Below are 19,642 nucleotides of genomic sequence, written 5' to 3'. Positions count from 1 at the left end.
TCGTCACGACGCTCGAAACCACCACGCTCACCGCGGTCGTCACGACGGTCACGGTCGAACGGACGACGGTCGTCACGACGCTCGAAGCCACCACGGCCACCACGGTCGTCACGACGCTCGAAACCACCACGGCCACCACGGTCGCCGCGGTCGCCGCGGTCGTCACGACGCTCGAAGCCACGGCCACCACGGTCATCGCGGCGCTCGAAACCACCACGGCCACCACGGTCGTCACGACGCTCGAAACCACCACGCTCACCGCGGTCGTCACGACGGTCACGGTCGAACGGACGACGGTCGTCACGACGCTCGAAGCCACCACGACCACCACGGTCGCCGCGGTCGTCACGACGCTCGCCGCGGTCGAAGGAGCGGCGCTCACGGCGCTCGTACGGGGCCGCGGCGGCCGGGCGCTCCTCGCGCTCGGTCTCGCGCTCCGCCGGCTGCTCGGAGGTGACCGCCTCGGCCACGGCCTGCTCGGCCGAGGCCTGGGCCTCCGCCACCGCGGCCTCCGGGTCCTCGCCGCGCTCGCGGGCGACCCGGGCGACCAGGCGGTCGGCCTCCTCGCGCAGCTCGGTGGCGCGGCGCTGGGCGCGCTCCAGCTGCTTGGTGAGGTGGGAGACCTCGCGCTCGGCCTGCTGCGCGGCGTTGCCCGCGGACTCGGCCTGGACCTCGGTCATGGAGCGGGCGCCGGTGATGTCGGCGACCTCCGGCTCGAAGGCGCCGGCGCCCTGGATGATGTGGCGCGCGGCGTCGACGCCGGCGTCCTCCATCAGGCGGAAGATCTGGCGGCGCTGGTGCGGCAGGGACAGGGAGACGACCGTGCCGGTGCGGCCGGCGCGGGCGGTGCGGCCGGCGCGGTGCAGGTAGTCCTTGTGGTCGCCGGCCGGGTCCACGTTCAGGACCAGGTCGATGCCGTCGACGTGGATACCGCGGGCGGCGACGTCGGTGGCGACCAGGACGTTGACGTAACCGTCCTTGAAGTCGGCCAGCGTGCGGGTACGGGCGCCCTGGGTCATGCCGCCGTGCAGCGCGTCGGCCTTCACACCGGCGTCGCGCAGCTGCTCGGCGACGCGGTCGGCGCCCAGCTGGGTGCGGACGAAGATGATCGTGCGGCCCTTGCGGGAGGCGATCGCGGCGGTGACCGGCGCCTTGTCCTTGGGCTTCACGATGAGGATGTGGTGCGACATGGTCGTCACCGCGCCCTGGGCCGCGTCCACCTCGTGGGAGACGGGGTCGTTCAGGTAGCGGTCGACCAGGGTCTGGATCTCGTTCTCCATCGTGGCGGAGAAGAGCATGCGCTGGCCGCCGGCCGGGACCTGGTCGAGCAGCTCGGTGACCTCGGGCAGGAAGCCCAGGTCGGACATCTGGTCGGCCTCGTCCAGGACGGCGATCTGCACGTCCTCCAGGGAGCAGGCGCCGCGGTTGATGATGTCGCGCAGCCGGCCCGGGGTGGCGACGAGGATGTCGACGCCGCGCTCCAGGGCGTAGATCTGGTTGCCCATCGAGGTGCCGCCGCAGACGACCTTCATCTTCAGGCCGAGGACGTCGCCGTACGGCTGGAGCGCGTCGGCGACCTGCATGGCCAGCTCGCGGGTCGGGGTCATGATGACCGCGCGGGGGCGCTTCTTCTCCGTGCGGCCGCCGGCGAGCGTGGCCAGGGTGGGCAGGCCGAAGGAGAGGGTCTTGCCGGAGCCGGTGCGGCCACGGCCGAGGATGTCCTTGCCGGTCAGGGCGTCCGGGATGGTCGCGGCCTGGATCGGGAAGGGGGTGGTCACGCCGTTCTGTGCGAGCTTGCGCACGATGCCCTCGGGGAGGCCGAGGTCGGCGAAGGTGGTCTGGGGGGTGGTGTCTGCGGCCTCGACGGCCTCGGTGACCTCGGTCGTCACGTCCACGAGCTCGTTGTCGTTCTCGGGCATGACGATCTGATCAGTACTGGACACGGACATGCGAATGCGAAACCTTCCGGAGTCTCTTCGGCACGCGCCCGTCAACTCCGTGATTCGCTCACGACCGCCTCTATGCGGTCCGCCACGGCAAGGGAGAGTACGCGCCACACGGCGCGCTCTTTGATGGCGCCGGGCAAATGGGATCAAACGATCTACCACCATACGCACCCCTCACCCCTCAAGGCAAATGAAAGTGCGCCAGACCGGTTAGAGCTGCGTCACACCCCGGCCGCCCCGCCCCCGCGAGCTGCACCGGACCCGGTGGGAGTGGTGCTCGTCACGCCGCGGTGGGAGTGGTGCTCGTCACGACCCGGTGGGAATGGTGCTCGTCACGACCCGGTGGGAATGGTGCTCGTCACGACCCGGTGGGAATGGTGCTCGTCACGCCGCGACCCCCGCCGCGGGCGCCGGCTCCCGGTCGACCAGCTGCGGGCCGGGATCCTCGTGCGCAGAGGAGGACGGCTCGGCCGAGGGCGGGTCCGAGACCGGCGGGGGCGGGCTGGAGGCCGGGGGCTCGGGCGGCGCGGAGGTCTCCGGGGGCGTCGGCGGGAGCTTGGTCGGCGGCGGGTCGCCGGGCGCCGTGGGCCCGCCCGGTTTCGGCGGCACGGGCGAGACGCTGTCCGCCCCGGACGGGGAGGCGGACGCCGGGGCCGACTCCCCCGGCTTCGCCTTGTGATCGCGTCCGTGCTTGCCGTCGACGGGCTTCTCGCCGTACCCCTGCGCACCGCCGCCGGCCGCCGGGCCGCCGTCCGGCGCGTCGTCACCGCGCTGCCCCGCCGAGTGGCCGGGCCTGACCCGGCCCGCGTCGTCACCCACGTTCACACAGCCGGCCGCGGTGGCGACGGCCAGCACCGTGACGGCCAGACGGACGGGTACGTACAAGGAGCGCACGACGGCCACCTCCGGGGGCAGGGGAAGGAGTCACCTCCCCAACTCCCGCCGCCCACGGGAGGACACGCCCCCTGTTCGAACCGGTTCACCCGTAGCCGAGGGCGTGCAGGCGGGCGTCGTCGATGCCGAAGTGGTGGGCGATCTCGTGGACCACGGTGACCTCGGTCTCCGCGACGACGTCCTCGCGGGTGTCGCACATCCTGAGCGTCGGCCCCCGGTAGACGGTGATCCGGTCGGGCAGGACGCCCGCGTACCACTCGCCGCGCTCGGTGAGCGGGGTGCCCTCGTACAGGCCGAGCAGTTCGGGATCGTCGGCGGGCGGTTCGTCCTCGACGAACACCGCGACGTTGTCCATCAGCCTCGCCAGCTCCGGCGGGATCCGGTCGAGCGCCTCGGCGACCAGTTCCTCGAACTCCTCGCGCGTCATCTCCAGCACACGGTCATTGTCCGGCACCCGGTCGTTGTCCGGTACGGCACGCCCGTCGCATATCCGCTTCCGGGCGTGGGCATACGGCCCCAATGTCCCGTGTCGCCGTCGCAGCCCTGGAGCGCCTGCTGAACCGGATCCCGGAGGGGGTGTCCGGGCGGCTGAGGATGCCCGGACGGCTGAGGACGTCCGGGCGAGCACGGGTGTCCGGGCGGGCGCTGCCCGTGCTGGAGCTGGGGGTGAGGCGCCGTTCCTGGGTGGGTGTCCTGGGGCTGGTCGCGGTCGTGCTCGCGGGGGCCTGGCTGGGGTTGCTGATCGTCGGGAACGTACGGGCGCCGGTGGGGCCGATGGACACCACGATGGCGCTGCGCCCCTCGCTCAGCGGGGGTACGAAGATCAACGTGTCGCCGCTGGGCTCGCTGACCCTGGACAGCCATGTCGCGCCCGTCCGCCTGGACGTCAACGTCGACCAGTTGGACCCCGAGCGGTCCCAGGCGCTGGTCGACCACCCGGAGCGGCTGTCCGGGCTGCAGGACGAGGTCGCCCACGACGTGCGGCACGGCACCTTCGACCTGGCGGTGCGCTCGTGCGTCGCCGTCGTGTCCGGGGCGACGGCGCTCGGCCTCGCCGTCTACCGCCGCCCGCGCCGCGCCCTGGCGGCCGGCGGGCTGGCGCTCGCGCTGCTCGCGGCCTCGGGGGCGTCGGCGTACGCGACGTGGAACAAGGACTCGGTGCTGGAGCCGCGGTTCTCCGGGCTGCTGTCCTCGGCGCCGTCCGTGGTGGGCAACGCGCGCAGCATCGTCACCGAGTTCGACGTCTACCAGCAGGAACTGGCCCGTCTGGTGACGAACGTGACGAAGCTGTACGACGTGACGTCCACGCTCCCGGCCTACCAGCCGGACCCCTCCACCATCCGCGTCCTGCACGTGTCGGACATCCACCTGAACCCGGCGAGCTGGAAGATCATCGGCTCGCTGGTGGACCAGTACAAGGTGAACGTGATCGTCGACTCCGGCGACACGATGGACCACGGCACGGCGGCGGAGAACGGCTTCCTGGACCCCGTCGCCGATCTGGGCGCGCCCTATGTGTGGGTGCGGGGCAACCACGACTCCCGGATCACCCAGCGGTATCTGGAGCGGTTCAAGAACGTGCACGTGCTGGACGACGGGCGGGCCGAGACGGTCGCAGGGCTGCGGTTCGCGGGCATCGGCGACCCGCAGTTCACCCCGGACCGCGCCGTCGTACCGGGCGGCGACGCGGCGGAGGACCTGGCGGGCGCGCGGCTGGCGACGGCGCTGCGGGGCCAGCGGGCCGCGCGGACCCCGGTGGACGTCGCCGTCGCGCACGAGCCGGCGGCGGCCCGCGGGACGGACGGCGAGGTGCCGCTCGTGCTGTGCGGGCATCTGCACCACGAGGGGACGGAGATCCTGCCGTACGGCACCCGGCTGCGGATGGAGGGCTCGACGGGCGGCAGCGGGCTGCGCGCGGTGGAGCGCCAGTACCCGGCGCCGATCGAGGCGTCGGTCCTTTACTTCGACCGGGACAGCCGGCGGCTGCAGGCGTGGGACGAGATCCGGCTGGGCGGTCTCGGGCAGACGACGGCCGAGGTCAGCCGGCATCTGCCGAAGGAGAACAAGCCGGGCGCCGCACCGGGCCCGGCGGGGTCCTCGGGACCGCCCGCCTCCGCGCCGGCCGGCCCGCATGCCTCCGCTTCGACAGACCAGTCGGCCTCCACTCCGACAGACCCTCCGGCCTCCACTCCGACAGACCCGCCGGTCTCCACTCCGACAGACCCTCCGGCCTCCGCTCCCACAGACCCTCCGGCCTCCGCTCCCACAGACCCGCCGGTCTCCGCTTCGACAGGCCCCTGACCTCCGCTTCAGCCGGCCCGCAGGCCTCCGCTTCGGCGGGCCCGTCCGCGCCGTGAATCCGTTTTGGCGATCGTCCCCGCCATCCGGTACGTTGTTCTAGCCCCGCAAGGGGTTGGCGCATAATGCCCTCATCGTCTAGTGGCCCAGGACGCCGCCCTTTCAAGGCGGTAGCACGGGTTCGAATCCCGTTGGGGGCACCACGACCAGATGTACGCTTCAGCCCGCCTCGTCGAGGCGGGCTTTCGCGTTCCCGGCCGTGCCCGGCCAGACCCGGCTGGGCCCAGCACGCCCGGCTAGGCCCGGTGCTGCCGGAACGTCTCGGCCAGGAGGAAGGCCAGGTCGAGCGACTGCGTGTGGTTGAGGCGCGGGTCGCAGGCCGTCTCGTAGCGGTGGTGCAGGTTCTCCTCAAGGACGGCGTTGCCGCCGCCGGTGCACTCGGTGACGTCGTCGCCGGTGAGTTCCACGTGGATGCCGCCCGGGTGGGTGCCCAGCGCGTGGTGCACCTCCACGAAGCCGCGCACCTCGTCCAGGACGGCCTCGAAGCGGCGGGTCTTGTGGCCGCTGGGCGCGGTGACGGTGTTGCCGTGCATCGGGTCGCTGACCCAGCACACCGGGGCGTCCTCCGCTTTCGCCTTCTCCACCAGCGCGGGCAGCACGTCCCGCACCCGCTCGGCGCCCGCGCGGACGACGAAGGTCAGCCGGCCCGGCTCGTGCGCCGGGTCGAGCCGGTCGATCAGCCGGAGCACGTCGTCGGGTGTGGAGGCGGGGCCGAGCTTGACCGCGACGGGGTTGGCGATCTTGGAGAAGTACTCGACGTGGGCGCCGTCGAGCTGCCGGGTGCGCTCGCCGATCCACAGCAGGTGGCCGCTGCCCGCGTAGGTCCGTCCGGTGACCGGCTCGGTACGGGTCAGGGCCGCCTCGTAGTCCAGCAGCAGGCCCTCGTGTCCGACGAAGAACTCGGCGGTCGCCACGCTGCCCATGTCGACGCCGCAGGCCTTCATGAAGGCGAGGCTGCGGTCGATCTCGTCGGCCATCGCCTCGTAGCGCGCACCGGAGTCGGAGGCGGCCACGAAGCCCTGGTTCCAGGCGTGCACCTGGTGCAGGTCGGCGAAGCCGCCCATGGTCAGGGCGCGGACGAGGTTCAGCGTCATCGCCGAGCTCTCGTACATGCGCTTCATCCGCCAGGGGTCGGGGCGGCGGGCCTCCTCGGTGAACTCCAGACCGTTGACGGCGTCGCCGCGGTACGACGGCAGGGCGACGCCGTCGCGTTCCTCGACGTCGCTGGAGCGCGGCTTGGCGTACTGGCCGGCCATGCGGCCCACCTTGACCACGGGCAGGGCCGCGGCGTGGGTGAGGACGACCGCCATCTGCAGCAGTGTCTGGAGCTTGCCGCGGATGGCGTCGGCGGTCAGCCGGTCGAAGGTCTCCGCGCAGTCGCCGCCCTGGAGCAGGATCGCCTCGCCGCGGGCGACCTGGGCCATCTTCCGGCGCAGCAGGTCGCATTCGGCGGCGAACACGAGCGGCGGTGCGGCGCGGAGCCGGTCCGTCACCTGACGGAGTTCTCCGGCGTCGGGCCATCGCGGCTGCTGCGCCGCCGCGAACGCGCGCCAGGAGTCGGCGGGCGAGTCGTTCATCCCAAGTCCCTTTCGTCGGCCGGAACTTCGTTCAGCTCAATGGGGGTCACCCGGCTCCGTCAAGCGATGGTGAAGTGGTCCGTATCGGGGCCGGGCAAGTGGTCCGGCGGGGGTCGGCCGGTCCGGCAGGGGGTGCGGACGGCGCCGGTTGTCCTGTCGGCAGGTTGTCCTGTCGGCGGCTTCTCTCGTCGGCGGGTTCTCTCGTCAGCGGGTTGTCTCGTCAGCGGGTTGTCTCGTCAGCGGCGGGTGTTGGGGTCGCCGGTGAGTTCTCCGAGCACCCGGATCGCCTCGGTGACGCCCGAGCGGGGCAGGTGCGCGTGGCCCAGGACCAGGGCGGGGGCGCCGGGCCCGGGGCGGGCGCGGAAGGCGGCGCCGCCGCGGACGGCGACGGAGCGGCGCAGCGCGGCGGCGACGAGCGCGGCCTCGTCGGTGTGCCGGGGCAGCCGGACCCAGGCGTGCAGCCCGGCGGCCGGGCCGAGGACGCGGGCGCCGGGCAGATGGCGTCGTACGGCCTCGTCCAGCGCCTCGCGGCGGGAGCGGACCTGGGTGTTGAGCCGGCGCAGATGGCGGTCGAGGAGTCCGGAGCGCAGCAGTTCGGCGAAGGCCAGCTGGGTGAGGGTCTCACCGCCGAGGTCGTAGCGGGCGCGCTCGCGCAGCAGCGGTCCGACGAGGTCGCCGGGCGCGGCCAGCCAGCCCAGACGCAGGCCGGGGGCCAGGCACTTGCTGGCCGTGCCGGCGTAGACGACGTGCTCGGGGGCGCGGCGCTGGAGGGCGAGGGGGCGGGGGCCGCGGGCGTACCACAGGCCGCCGCCGTAGTCGTCCTCGACGATCAGACCGCCGGTGTCGCGGGCCCAGCGGACCAGGGCCTCGCGGCGCTCCTCGTGCAGGGTGACGCCGGTCGGGTACTGGTGGGCGGGGGTGACGAGGACGGCGCGCAGGCCGGAGGCGGCGAGCGCGGAGACGTCCAGGCCGGCCTCGTCCACGGGCAGCGGCACGGGCCGCGTCCCGCACTCCTCGGCGAACCGGCGCTGCCCGGGGTGGCCCGGGTCCTCCACGCCGATCGCGTCGGCTCCGGCGCGCCGCAGCACCCCGCACAGCAGGCCGAGGGCCTGGGAGAACCCGCCGAGCACGACGATCTGCCCGGGTGCGGTGCGCACGCCCCGGGCCCGGCCCAGGTAGCGGGCCAGTTCGAGGCGCAGCCCGGGGTCCCCGGCCAGGGACGGGTAGGCGTGCGCCGAGGGGGCGGCGGCGCGCACGGCACGTTCGTAGCAGGTCAGCCACTCGGCGCGCGGGAACGGCGGCTGGTTGGCGCCGCCCGGCCGCAGGTCCCAGCGGACGCCGGGGGTGCGGTCCTCGTCGAGGAGGGCCGGTACGACCGTCCCGGCGGGCGCGAGATGCCGTACGACGCGGGTGCCGGCGCCCTGCGAGGCCTCCAGGTAGCCCTCGGCGACGAGTTGGCCGTACGCCTCCACGACGACGCTGCGCGAGACGTCCAGGTCGTGCGCGAGGCGGCGGCTGGAGGGCAGGCGGGTGCCGGGGTGGAGGCCTCCGTGGGTGATCTCCCGCTTGATGAACCTCTGTATCTGCGCGGTCAGGGAGACCTCGGAGTCCCTGACCACCTCGACCGCCATGTGCAGGGCCATGGCCGCGTGCTCCTTTCCGAACCGGCCCGCAGTGGACCGTAGTTCCCGGGGGGCAGTGGTCTGGCGGCCGGTTCGCGGGCGGCCGCACAGTGGGCTGTGCGTGCGCGTTCCCTTCCGGCGCCTTCCTGTCCTGTTGTCCGACTGCCCTGTTGTCCGACGTCCGAGGAGACTTCGCGTGACCGCCGTATCCGTGAACGCCGTACCCGTGCCCGCCGCGTCCCCGAACGCCGCACCCGTGACCGGCGCGTCCGCGAACGCCGCATCCGTGTACGGCGGTTCGCCGGCCCCGTCCTGGCCCGCGCTGCTGAACGCGCTGCTCGACGGCGAGGACCTGTCGGCGCGCGAGACCGACTGGGCCATGGACCAGGTGATGTCCGGGGAGGCGGGGCCGGTACGGCTGGCGGGGCTGATGGTCGCGCTGCGGGCGAAGGGCGAAACTGTCGAGGAGGTCGAGGGGCTGGTGTCCGCGATGCGCCGGCATGCCGTGCCGCTCGACGTGGCCGGACCCGCGGTGGACATCGTCGGTACCGGCGGCGACGGGTCGGACAGCGTCAACGTGTCCACCATGTCGGCGATCGTCGTGGCGGGCACCGGGGTGCGGGTGGTCAAGCACGGCAACCGGTCCGTTTCCTCGCGCTGCGGATCGGCCGACGTGCTGGAGGAACTGGGCGTCGTCCTGGAGCTGCCGGCGGCGGACGTCGCGTCCGTCGCCGAGGAGGCGGGCATCACGTTCTGCTTCGCGCCGGCCTTCCATCCCGCGATGCGGCACGCGGCGGTGCCGCGCCGGGAACTCGGGGTGCGGACCGTCTTCAACGCCGTGGGCCCGCTGCTCAACCCGGCGCCGGACGTGGCGAGCGCGATCGGGGTGGCCGACGCGCGGCTCGCCCCGCTCCTCGCCGGGTTGCTGGCGCGGCGCGGCTCGGGGGGTCTGGTGTTCCGGGGCGACGACGGGATGGACGAGCTGACGGTCACCACGACCTCCACGGTCTGGTCGGTCACGGACGGCGAGGTGCGCAAGGAGACCTTCGACCCGCGGGACATCGGGATCCCCCTCGCGCCTGCGCGGGCGCTGCGCGGCGGCGACCGGGTGCACAACGCGGGTGTGGCGCGTCAGGTGCTGGCCGGCGGGGCGCGGGGGGCGGTGCGGGACGCGGTGCTCCTTTCGGCGGCGGCGGGGCTGGTGGCGGTCGGGGCGGAGGGCACGGGGAGTGCGGGGGTCACGGGGAGTGCGGGAGTCACAAGGGGTGCGGGAGTCACGAGGGGTGCGGGAGTCATGGGGAGTACGGAGGTCACGGGGAGTACGGGGAGTGCGGGGAGTACGGGGAGTACGGGGAGTACGGGGAGTACGGGGAGTACGGGGAGTACGGGGAGTACGGGGAGTGCGGGGAGTACGGGGAGTGCGGGGGCCGGGTCGATCACCGAGCGGCTGGCGGCGGGGGTGGAACGGGCCGCGGAGGCGGTCGATTCCGGGGCGGCGCGCAGGGTGCTGGAGCGGTGGGTCGCCGCCGCGGGTGGGCGCCGGCCGGCGTGAACGGCCTCGCCGTCAGACGCCGGACGGGCTGGATGCCGACGGGCTGGATGCCGTCCGGCTGGATACCGACCGGCTCGATGCCGACCGACTCGTCGCCGTCAGGAGGTCGGTGACGGCCGTGCGGGGGTGGCCGTCGGTGACGAGGGCCTGGCCGACCAGGACGGCGTCGGCGCCGGATTCGGCGTAGGCGAGGACGTCCCCGGGGCCCCGGATGCCGGACTCGGCGATACGGACGACGTGTTCGGGGAGGCGGGGGGCGATGCGGGTGAAGGTGGCGGGGTCGACGTGGAGGGTCCTGAGGTCGCGGTTGTTGACGCCGATGACGGTGGCGCCCGCGGCGACCGCGATGTCCGCCTCCGGCTCGTCGTGGACCTCGACGAGCGGGGTCAACCCGATCTCCTTGGCCTGGGCGAGGAGTTCGGACAGGCGGGCCGGGCCGAGGGCGGCGACGATCAGGAGGATCAGTTCGGCTCCGTAGGCGCGGGCCTCCCACATCTGGTACGGCTCGACGACGAAGTCCTTGCGCAGCACCGGGACGTCGACGCGCGCGGTCACGGCCGCCAGGTCCGCCAGGGAGCCGCCGAACCGGCGCTCCTCGGTCAGCACGCTCACCGCGGCCGCACCGCCGGCGGCGTACTCCGCGGCGAGCGAGGCGGGGTCGGGGATCTCGGCGAGCGGGCCGGCGGAGGGGCTGGCGCGCTTCACCTCGGCGATGACCCGCAGCTGCTCACCCCGGCGCAGCAGGGGGGCGCAGTCGCGCGGTGCGGGAAGGGCCAGGGCCCGTTCCCGCAGTTCCGCCTCGGAGGTGCGGGCCTGCCGTACGGCCATGTCCTCCCGTACGCCTTCGACGATCCGGTCGAGAACACTCATCGCAAGGACTCCCTCCCCGGCCGAAGGCTCCATGGCCCCGGTCCGGGATTTCGATTCGACATTGAACGACTGGCTGAAAACCGGCACCCATTCACGGCCGGAAACCGGCAGCCCGACTACCGGCAGCCGGCTGCCGCCTCTCATGACTTCCGGAATCCGGGAGCTCTCCCGGATTCCGGTGGTATTCTCGGGATCGAAAAACCGGATGAGCTTCCGGATATATTTCGTGGCGAATGACGAAGAGCGGTCGGATATACCGCCGCACGACCCCGGAAATCAAGGGTGATCGGCATCAATATCGCGTCAGGATTTCCCGCTCTCGCACCCGCACTCGTTCTCGCACCCGCGCTGGCACTCGTTCTCGCACTCGTTCTCGCACGAAGGCCGGCTGTCCTGGCGACAGGACAGCCGGCCGGAAGGTGGGGGGTTGGGTGGTGCGTGGCGGGAAGGTGATGACGGACGTGCGCGAGTGACGCGAGGGGGCGGGGTTCACCCGGCCCGGTCAACCGCCGACCCGGGCCGCCTCACGGGCCTCGTCGGCGCCGGGCCGTGACTCCAGGGCCTGCGTGACCTCGGGTCCTGCCTCGATGGCCTGGGCGGCGGCGGAGTCGAGGATGCCCAGCGCCCACTCACCGACCTCGACGCCACTGCACTCGGCGGCCCTGATCCAGCGCTCGAACCGGTCGGTGGGGACCGCGAGTTGCCGGACCGGCGCCACCGCCCTGGGCTTCGCGCAGCTGCCGCCGCGCGCCTCGCGCACCGCGTTGCGCAGCTGCTTCGTCGTCCAGGACCGCTCCTCGGCCCGGACGAGCCACTTGTCCTGCTCCTCGTTCGACAGCGAGGCCACTTCGGCGTGGTGCTGGAAGGTCAGCCGTCCCCGGCGCCGCCCCAGCTCGAACCGGCGGGCCACCCAGGCGTAGTTGCGCAGCGTCTGGTAGCGCAGCCCGGCGGACTGTATGCCCTTCTCGTAGCGATCGGCGTAGTGGTCCTTGCCGTAGGTCAGCCAGTCGCCCAGCCACCACGAGGAGGAATCCAGCACTCCCGCCAATTGGCGGCCGGCCCTCTCCCATTCCTCGAAGCTGAGTACGTCCGGCAGTTGCAGCCCCACGCGCGTGGTGAGCACCTGATCCGCGCGGGGCTGACCTCTGCGAAACCCGGTCTGAGGTGGAGAAATGACCCGCGACATCCGTGTCGGGTTCGGCGGCGGCGCCTTCATTCCACCCTCAGCACTATTTGCCAAGATCACGTACACGACCCCCCGTCTGGCCTTTTTGCACGCGGTTGAATTACTTCGCTATTTAACTCGGACGAAATCCAGGGAAGCAGTCACTTAGTTCTGTTGTCAAGATCACCTGCGCGATCCCGGCCGCTTATCCTTTTTCTGGCTTCGAGTTTTCGCGCTGTACACCGGCGGCACGCTCGGACCGGCACAGCATATTACGGGCGACAGACCAATTCGATCATGCGACCCGATCCAGGATCCGCCGCGCCGGTGACCCGCCGAAGCCGACCGCCCGGGGCAGGACCTGGCGCTCCCGCGCCGGCCGGTTCTGCTGGTCGGTCAGGTACTTCAGGACCGCCAGCACCCGCCGGTTGTCCTCCGGGCTGCCAGGGATGTCGAGCTTGTCGAAGACGGACGCCACCCGCTTCTCCACCGTTCCCCGGGACACGATCAGCCGCTCCGCGATGGCGCTGTTGGTACGGCCCTGCGCCATCAGCGTGAGCACCTCACGCTCGCGTTCGCTGAGCACGTCCAGTTCGCCACCGCCACCGCCCCCGTCGCCCCGGCCGTGCCCGTGCATGGTGCCGGCGGCGAGCCGGCCCACCATCCGGGGGTCGACGACCGTGCCGCCGGAGGCCACCTGCGTGAGGGCGTCCAGCAGTTCCGGGGCGTCGGTCATACGGTCCTGGATCAGATAGCCCAGACCGCTGCCGTCACCGGAGAACAGCCGTGCCACATGCTGCGGTTCGGGGCTCGCGGAGAACAGCAGGACGCCGATGCCGGGGCTCCGGCGCCGGGCGTCGAGGGCGGCCCCCACGCCCTCGTCGGTCCACGTCGGCGCGAGCCGGACGTTGGTGACGAGGACGTCGGGGCGGTGGTTCGCGACCAGCGCGGGCAGCACCCGGGCGTCATGGACGACCGCGGCCAACTGGTGGCCGTGCTCGCCGAGTACATGGGCCAGACCGGCCCTGAGGATCGCCGAACCCTCGGCGACGACCAGTCTCATGGCGCATCACTTCCTCGGCCATGGCCGGTCCGGGTCGCCCGGCCGGCTCGGCGGTAGCAGGGACGAGTGGGGGGACCGGCCCCGCGTGGCGCGGGGCAGCCCGGTCACGCACGGCCTCGGGGTGCCCTCGCGGGGCACCTTCGCTGAGGTCCGCATCTCATCCGCCGACGGCCGTGGCCCCGACGGCGGCCGGACGTCCGTCCAGCAGGCCCGCCAGGTGCGACAGGGTGGGGGTGCGGGCGAACTCGCCGACGGTCAGGCGCTGTTCCAGCGCGATCACCAGCCGGGCCGCGGCCCGCGAGGTGCCGCCGATCTCGAAGAAGTTGTCCTGCCGCCCGATCCGCTCGACCGGGACACCGAGCACGTCGGCCCACAGCGCGGCAAGCCGGTGCTCGCTGTCGGTCTCGGGCCGCCCGGAGTTCTCACGGTTGTCTGCACCGGTCATGCGTGTCGCCTCCACTGGGATGTCGTCCACTCCACCGTGAGCCGCTCCGGCATCACGTCTTCATGTGCCAACGACGTTATGCGGCGGCCTTATCGGCGGAATATCGAGCCAGTTCCGTCACGGCACGCGCGGCGACCCGCGGCGATAACGATCCGCGGCAGCGGTCCTGGGCGGCCCTGGGCCCGGTGGTGTCAGCCGACTGTGTCAGCCGACTGTGTCAGTCGACTCCCTCCAGGAGCCGTTGCAGCGCCCCCACCCGCCGGCCCAGCTCGGCGACCTCGGCGCGCAGCTCCCGCGCGTGGGTGTCCACGCCGTCGGCCTGGGCGCGGCGGCCGTTCCAGGTGGCCGCGGTCCAGAACAGCCCCGCGGCGAGCAGCGACGTCGTGCTGACCAGCACCGATCCGGCGAGCAGCGCACCAGCCGTGGAATCCATTGTTCCGCCTCCCTCCGGGCCCGCATCCGGACCCGCTCCCATGTGGATGCACCATGAATTTACCGAACCGGGAATGGCCGCACCATGGAGGAAATCCTCCCTTTCCACGGCACTTCCATGATGTCCGAGCGTTCTTTTACGGCAGCATTTTCACGACAGCACTCATACGACAGCACTCATACGACAGCACTCATACGGCAGCACTTTTACGGCAGCACGGCCGACCGGCCCCCGGGACGGATTCCCGAGGGCCGGTCCGGTGCGCGGGGGCGCGGCTAGCCGGTGACGCCGGAGGGCACGACACCGGCCGGCACCAGCTCCTGCCGCGCCCGGCGGCGCACGATCGAGTCCGCGATCTCACCGCTGCGCACCGCGATGTTGGACAGCAGCGACGAGGACAGGCCGTGCGTGTGCTCCGTACCGCCCTGGAGGTAGATGCCGCAGCTCAGCTCCGGGGTGGTGACGAGCCGGTAGTCGCGGGTGACCCGGTGCCTGCCCGACTCGTCGCGCAGGCAGTGCCGGTCCAGGTCGCCGAGCAGCTCGGCCGGGTCCATCGTGTCGTAGCCGGTGGCGAAGACGATCGCGTCGACCTCCAGCTTCCGCAGGCCCCGGCCGTGCGGGGAGCGCAGGTGCACCGTCCGGCCCCGGCCGGCCCGCTCGACGGAGCGCACCTTGGTCAGGTTGAGGTAGTGGAACCGCTTCACGCCGGCCACCTCCTCGTCGTACGCGACCTGGTAGAGGTGACGGATGTCGGCGTCGTCCACCACGCCGTAGTTGGTGTTGCGGTGGTAGCGCCAGAAGGCGTCACGCTCCCGGTCCTCGCCGAAGTAGTAGTCGTCGACCGCGTCCGCGTCGAAGATCTGGTTGGCGAACGGGGTGTCGTCGGCGACCGAGTAGCCGTACGCGGGCAGGATCGCGTGCACCTGGGCGTGCGGGAGCTGCTCGTAGAAGAAGTTGGTGATCTCCGCGGCGCTCTGCCCTGCGCCGACCACCGCCACGCTGCGCAGCTCCTCCGGCTTGACTCTGCCGTACTTCTCCAGGAACTCCGAGCTGTGCCAGACCCGTTCGTCGCGCTCCACGCCCTCGGGCATGCGCGGACGCAGGCCGGTGGAGACGACGATGTTGCGGGCGTTGACCACCCGGGTGCCGCCGCCCACGGCGTCGCGGACCTCGACCTGCAGATGGTCGCCGGCCGGACTTCGGGCGGGCTCGGGTGGCCGGCGTATCGCGGTGACGGTGGAGCCGTAGGAGACGGCGTTGGACATGCGCGCCTCGGCCCACTCCAGGTACTGGTGGAACTCGCGGCGGGTCGGGAAGAACTCCTTGCGGTTGACGAACTGGGCGAGCCGGTCCTGCTCGTGCAGGAAGGCGACGAAGCTGAACCGCGACACCGGGTTGCGGAAGGTGACCAGGTCCTTCAGGAAGGAGATCTGCATGGTCGCCGACGGCAGCAGCATGTTGCGGTGCCAGCCGAAGCGCGGCTGACGCTCGAAGAAGGTCGAGGTGACGGGCGAGGTCAGGACGTTGGCGTGGTGCTCCTCCAGCGAGATCGCCAGGGACAGGTTGGCCGGTCCGAAGCCGACGCCGACGACGTCGTACGTCTCGGGTTCACGAAGACTCATGGGTGCTCTCCCGCTCGTGGGTGACGGTCAGGTGACGGTGCTCGGCGTCCGCCGACACCGGGTGGGGGGCGGGGCGCATCACGCCTCGGCCCGGTGGCGGATCTCCAACGTGCAGCACTTCACGCTGCCGCCCGCCTTGAGGAGTTCGGACAGGTCCACGCCGACGGGTTCGAACCCGCGCTCGCGCAGTGTCCGGGCCAGTCCCGTCGCGGTGTCGGGCAGGAAGACGTGCAGCCCGTCGGAGACCGCGTTGAGACCGAACACGTCGGCGTCCGCCTCGTCGACGAGGACGGCGCCCGGGTACAGCTCGCGCAGGGCGGCCAGGCTCTGCGGGGAGAACGCCCCCGGGTAGTACATGACCTCCGTGTCCGAGAGCACGGCGAGCGCGGTGTCCAGGTGGTAGAAGCGCGGGTCGACCAGGTTGAGGGTGACGACCCGCCGGCCCAGGACCTCCTCCAGTTCGGTGTGGGCGCGCGGGTCGGTACGGAAGCCGGTGCCCGCGAGGACCGTGTCGCCGAGGACCATGTAGTCGCCCTCGGCCTCGTTGACGTACTCGGCGTGGTGGACGTCGTCGTAGCCCTGGAGCATGAACCACGCGTAGTACGCCGGCGCCTCCGCGGCGCGCTCGGCGTGCCGGAAGCGGGCGACCAGCACCCGGTCGTCCACGACGGTGGCGCCGTTCGCGGCGAACACCATGTCCGGCAGCCCGTCGACCGGTTCGATCAGGTCGACGGTGTGGCCGTGCTCCAGGTAGAGCCGGCGCAGCTGTTCCCACTGCTCGACGGCCAGCTCCGGGTCGACCGGCTTACCCGGGTCCATCCAGGGGTTGATCGCGTAGGTGACGTCGAAGTAGGTGGGGCGGCACATCAGGTAGTGCCGGGGGGTGGCCTCGCGGACGGGCGCGGTCGTCGGGGACAAGGCAGTGGTTCCTCTCGGTCGGCTCGGTCGGTTCGCTCGGTTCGCTCGGTTGGGTCGGCTCGCTCGGTTGGGTCGGTTCGCTCCGTCCGCTCGGTTGGGTCGGTTCGCTTCGTCCGCTCGGTCCGGTCGGTTCGCTCCGTCCGCTCGGTCCGGTCGGCTCGCTCCGTCCGGTCGGTGTGACGGGGTCTCGTGCCGCGCGGGCCGGTGCGACCGCTCCTCCGCGGCGGCCTCCGGCGGCGGCGGCCCGCTCAGGACGCCGGACACGGGCGGTGGTGGAGCGAGGTCTGTTCGTACGACGGCGCCGGGCGCGGGGCCGCCAGGTGGGGGGCCGGGTGCCAGGGCGGGATGTAGGGGCCCGCGCGCCGGGGGGTCACGGGCGAGGTCAGGTGCCAGGCGCGCAGGTGGGGGGAGAGGTGCCAGGCCGGGGCATACGGATCCGGGGCCGGGGCGGGTTCCGTGACGGGTCCGGCCGTGGATTCCGCGGCGGGTTCGGCGGCGGGTTCCGTGGCGGGTTCCGTGGCGGGTCCGGCCGTGGATCCCGTGGGAGGCTCCGCGGCGGGTTCCGTCGCAGGTTCCGTCGCGGGTCCGCAGGGCTCAGGAGGTGCTGCTCGGCGCGGCAGCGTCAGCGTGCTCATGCCGCGTCCCGCTGGACCGGGCAGCTCATGCAGCGCGGGCCGCCGCGGCCCCGGCCGAGCTGGTCGCCGCGGATGCGGAGCACCTCGATGCCGTTCTCCTCCAGCATCCGGTTGCTCGCGTCGTTCACCTCGTAGGCGACGACGGTGCCGGGCGCGACGGCGAGCAGGTTGCAGCCGTCGTTCCACTGCTCGCGCTCGGCGGCGTAGGAGTCCTGACGGGTCTGCAGCACGCGCACCGCGTCCAGGTCCAGCGCCGAGGCGACCGCACCGAAGAAGTCGGCGTTCTCGGTGACGACGGGGACGCGCCCGGCGCCCGGGGTCAGCGTCCAGGACCGCAGCGCACGGCGGTCGAGGCCGACGAAGAGCGTGAAGGCGTCGGTGTCCACCATCGTCAGCACGGTGTCCAGGTGCATCAGCGCCCGCGCCTTGGGCAGTTCCACGGCGATGACGCGCCGCGCGGATCCCGCCTCGAACAGCCGGCGCGCCAGGATCTCCGCACCGGCCGGCGTGGTGCGCTCGCCGAGCCCGACCAGGACGGTGCCGTTGCCGATCACCTCGACGTCGCCGCCCTCGATCGCGGCCGGCGCCATGGCCTCGCCGTCGATCCAGCGGTGCGCGCCGGAGTCGGCGAACATCGGGTGGAAGGCGTAGATCGCCTCGTAGTTGACGGTCTCGCGCTTGCGGCCCGCCTTCCTCATCGGGTTGACGGAGACGCCGTCGTAGACCCAGCAGCTGGTGTCCCGGGTGAACAGCGAGTTGGGCAGCGGCGGCAGGATGAAGTCGTCGTCGGCGAGCAGGTCCAGGCCCAGCGAGCGGCCGTACGGGCGCTCGCCCAGCGCCCGCACCAGCTCCCGCTTGTTCAGGCCGCCCAGCAGATGGGTGGCCAGCTCGTCCGGGCCCATCGCGGCCAGCACCCGCTGGGTCAGGTCGGCGAGGCCGGCCCCGAGGTGGGGCTGGCGGTCGTCCAGGATCCGGTCGAGCACGAAAGCCGTCGCCGCCTCGTCCTTGACGGTCTCGGCGAGCAGGTCCCGCAGCAGATGGACGGTCGTCCCCCGGTCGCGGAGCAGTTGCTGGAAGGCGCGGTGCTCCTCCTGGGCCCGCGACACCCATACGACGTCGTCGAAGAGCAGATGGTCCTTGTTGCTCGGCGTCAGACGCTCGAAGTCCAGGCCGGGCTCGTGCAGGATCACGTGTTTCAGCGCACCGACCTCAGAATTCACATGGAACATGTTCTCTCCTGACTTCGACCCTGGGCAGTGACTCGGTCCTCGAAGTTATCCGGGCCGCTTTCCTTTTCGTTATCGAAGTCTTTTCAGCCAACGCCGTCGCGCCGCTGTGGCCGAAGATCGCCGGGCGTTTTCGGCGGACTGCGGACCCGCCCGGTGTTCCGCGTGTGTTCCGCGTTCAACTCCCCCCGAAGTCCGATCGATAACGACCCGAAAAGTCTGCTGGCTAGCTTTCTCGGCGTACCGCACAGCCACAGCTCAACAGCACAGCCACAGCTCGACCGTGCTCGTCCACAGCTCATCCGTAGCCGAAAGGAGCGGAACCCGATGTTCGTACCGCCGCCCTACCGGGAACCGGACGGTTCCTGGCCGGCCGATCTGATCCGCGCCAACCCGCTGGCCCTGCTGGTGAGCAACGGCGCCGGCCCCGACAGCGTCCCGTACGCGACGCACCTGCCCGTGATCCCCGACCCGGACGCGCCCGCCGACGGGCCGTCCGAGCTGGCCGGCGCCACCCTGCTCGGTCATATGAACCGCGCGAACCCGCACTGGGCGGCCCTGCGCCCGGACGCCACCGTGCTGCTGACCTTCACCGGTCCGCACGCCTATGTGTCGCCGACGGTGTACGGCACGACGCCGGCCGCGCCGACCTGGGACTTCACCTCGGTGCATGTCCACGGGACGCTCGAGAAGATCGAGGAGGCCGAGCCCGGCGAGGAGACGCTGCACGTGGTGAAGTCCACGGTGCGGGCCTTCGAGAAGGACTTCGGCGCCGACTGGGACATGACCGGGTCGATCTCCTACTTCCGCCAGATCATGCCGGCCGTCGGCGCCTTCCGGTTCACCGTCACCGGCGCCGACGGAATGTTCAAGCTCAGCCAGGAACAGCGGCCCGAGATCCGTGACCGCGTCCGGCGGTCGTTCGGTGAGAGCGCGTGCACCAGGCACCGCGAAACCGCCGAGTTGATCGGGAGGCTGTCGTGATTCCCCCGATGTTCGACGTGGGATTCCGTCACACGTCCATGGCCGCGGCCCGCCTCATCACGACCGGTCTGCGCAGGTTTTCCCAGCGCAGTGTCCGGCGCCGCGCGGCCGTCCCCGCAGCAGTGTCCAAGCAGAGCGCACCGAATTCCGTTCTCTCGTGAGACGGCCCCACCGCCGGCATTCTTCGGCCGGCGTATCCGATCTGCGACACCCCCACATTTTCGAGGAGAAACTGAAATGACGAGTGCGGCGATTTCGGTTGTCGGGCTGCGGAAGGCGTATGGCGAGCACCGGGTGCTGGACGGGGTGGATCTGTCGATCCCGGCGGGTTC

General features: G+C 72.0%; 16 protein-coding genes and 1 tRNA gene. 4 read left to right on the top strand and 13 right to left on the bottom strand.

Going from position 1 to position 19,642, the window contains the following annotated elements; translation table 11 throughout:
• The 3 genes from ACGFYV_RS36005 to ACGFYV_RS35995 all read right to left on the bottom strand — a co-directional run.
• A partial coding sequence (locus tag ACGFYV_RS36005) for a DEAD/DEAH box helicase (protein ID WP_393882766.1) occupies positions 1-1,949 on the bottom strand: 1,949 nt, incomplete at its 3' end.
• A gap of 381 nt (positions 1,950-2,330) precedes the next feature.
• Positions 2,331-2,840, bottom strand: a complete 510-nt coding sequence (locus ACGFYV_RS36000; RefSeq protein WP_393882765.1) for a hypothetical protein — start codon at positions 2,838-2,840, stop codon at positions 2,331-2,333.
• An 85-nt stretch (positions 2,841-2,925) separates the two neighbouring features.
• Complete coding sequence (locus ACGFYV_RS35995; RefSeq protein ID WP_393882764.1) at positions 2,926-3,276, bottom strand: metallopeptidase family protein; 351 nt, start codon at positions 3,274-3,276, stop codon at positions 2,926-2,928.
• 83 nt (positions 3,277-3,359) lie between these two features.
• Between ACGFYV_RS35995 and ACGFYV_RS35990 the strand changes: the two genes are divergently transcribed.
• The gene (locus tag ACGFYV_RS35990; RefSeq protein ID WP_393882763.1) at positions 3,360-5,141 is read left to right on the top strand and encodes a metallophosphoesterase; all 1,782 of its coding nucleotides are present in this window, start codon (positions 3,360-3,362) and stop codon (positions 5,139-5,141) included.
• 124 nt (positions 5,142-5,265) lie between these two features.
• Positions 5,266-5,341: transfer RNA gene (locus tag ACGFYV_RS35985), tRNA-Glu, on the top strand.
• Positions 5,342-5,434: 93 nt separating this feature from the next.
• On the opposite strand, the gene ACGFYV_RS35980 is transcribed toward ACGFYV_RS35985, so the two are convergent.
• Both ACGFYV_RS35980 and ACGFYV_RS35975 read right to left on the bottom strand, forming a co-directional pair.
• Positions 5,435-6,775, bottom strand: coding sequence for a class II 3-deoxy-7-phosphoheptulonate synthase (locus ACGFYV_RS35980; protein ID WP_393882762.1), 1,341 nt, complete (start codon positions 6,773-6,775; stop codon positions 5,435-5,437).
• A 236-nt stretch (positions 6,776-7,011) separates the two neighbouring features.
• Entirely contained in the window at positions 7,012-8,418 is a 1,407-nt protein-coding gene (locus ACGFYV_RS35975; protein WP_393882761.1) for a PLP-dependent aminotransferase family protein, read from the bottom strand.
• A gap of 175 nt (positions 8,419-8,593) precedes the next feature.
• Here ACGFYV_RS35975 and trpD point away from each other — a divergent pair, with 175 nt between their 5' ends.
• A complete protein-coding gene (trpD, locus tag ACGFYV_RS35970) occupies positions 8,594-9,949 on the top strand; it encodes an anthranilate phosphoribosyltransferase (protein ID WP_393882760.1) in 1,356 nt (451 codons plus the stop codon).
• A 12-nt stretch (positions 9,950-9,961) separates the two neighbouring features.
• Here the strand turns inward: trpD and trpC are convergent, their stop codons facing one another.
• From trpC to ACGFYV_RS35930, 8 genes are all read right to left on the bottom strand, one after another.
• Entirely contained in the window at positions 9,962-10,819 is an 858-nt protein-coding gene (trpC, locus tag ACGFYV_RS35965) for an indole-3-glycerol phosphate synthase TrpC (protein ID WP_393882759.1), read from the bottom strand.
• Between the two features lie 502 nt (positions 10,820-11,321).
• Positions 11,322-11,942, bottom strand: a complete 621-nt coding sequence (locus ACGFYV_RS35960) for an LmbU family transcriptional regulator (RefSeq protein ID WP_393882758.1) — start codon at positions 11,940-11,942, stop codon at positions 11,322-11,324.
• 337 nt (positions 11,943-12,279) lie between these two features.
• Positions 12,280-13,047 (bottom strand): DNA-binding response regulator, encoded by a 768-nt coding sequence (locus ACGFYV_RS35955; RefSeq protein WP_393882757.1) that lies wholly within the window; start codon positions 13,045-13,047, stop codon positions 12,280-12,282.
• A 157-nt stretch (positions 13,048-13,204) separates the two neighbouring features.
• Positions 13,205-13,492: a phosphopantetheine-binding protein gene (locus ACGFYV_RS35950; RefSeq protein WP_393882756.1), complete on the bottom strand. Its 288-nt coding sequence runs from the start codon at positions 13,490-13,492 to the stop codon at positions 13,205-13,207.
• 217 nt (positions 13,493-13,709) lie between these two features.
• Positions 13,710-13,925: a hypothetical protein gene (locus ACGFYV_RS35945; protein ID WP_393882755.1), complete on the bottom strand. Its 216-nt coding sequence runs from the start codon at positions 13,923-13,925 to the stop codon at positions 13,710-13,712.
• 275 nt (positions 13,926-14,200) lie between these two features.
• On the bottom strand, positions 14,201-15,547 hold the full coding sequence (locus tag ACGFYV_RS35940) for a lysine N(6)-hydroxylase/L-ornithine N(5)-oxygenase family protein (RefSeq protein ID WP_393882754.1): 1,347 nt from the start codon (positions 15,545-15,547) through the stop codon (positions 14,201-14,203).
• A 78-nt stretch (positions 15,548-15,625) separates the two neighbouring features.
• The gene (gene ddaH / locus ACGFYV_RS35935) at positions 15,626-16,465 is read right to left on the bottom strand and encodes a dimethylargininase (RefSeq protein ID WP_393882753.1); all 840 of its coding nucleotides are present in this window, start codon (positions 16,463-16,465) and stop codon (positions 15,626-15,628) included.
• Positions 16,466-17,096: 631 nt separating this feature from the next.
• Entirely contained in the window at positions 17,097-18,329 is a 1,233-nt protein-coding gene (locus ACGFYV_RS35930; protein WP_393882752.1) for an arginine deiminase, read from the bottom strand.
• A 324-nt stretch (positions 18,330-18,653) separates the two neighbouring features.
• Between ACGFYV_RS35930 and ACGFYV_RS35925 the strand changes: the two genes are divergently transcribed.
• Entirely contained in the window at positions 18,654-19,310 is a 657-nt protein-coding gene (locus tag ACGFYV_RS35925; RefSeq protein WP_393882751.1) for an FMN-binding negative transcriptional regulator, read from the top strand.
• Positions 19,311-19,642: the final 332 nt, after the last annotated feature.

This window comes from Streptomyces sp. NPDC048297, assembly GCF_043201585.1.
Lineage (GTDB): Bacteria > Actinomycetota > Actinomycetes > Streptomycetales > Streptomycetaceae > Streptomyces.
This window is presented reverse-complemented; position numbering and strand designations above follow the sequence as displayed.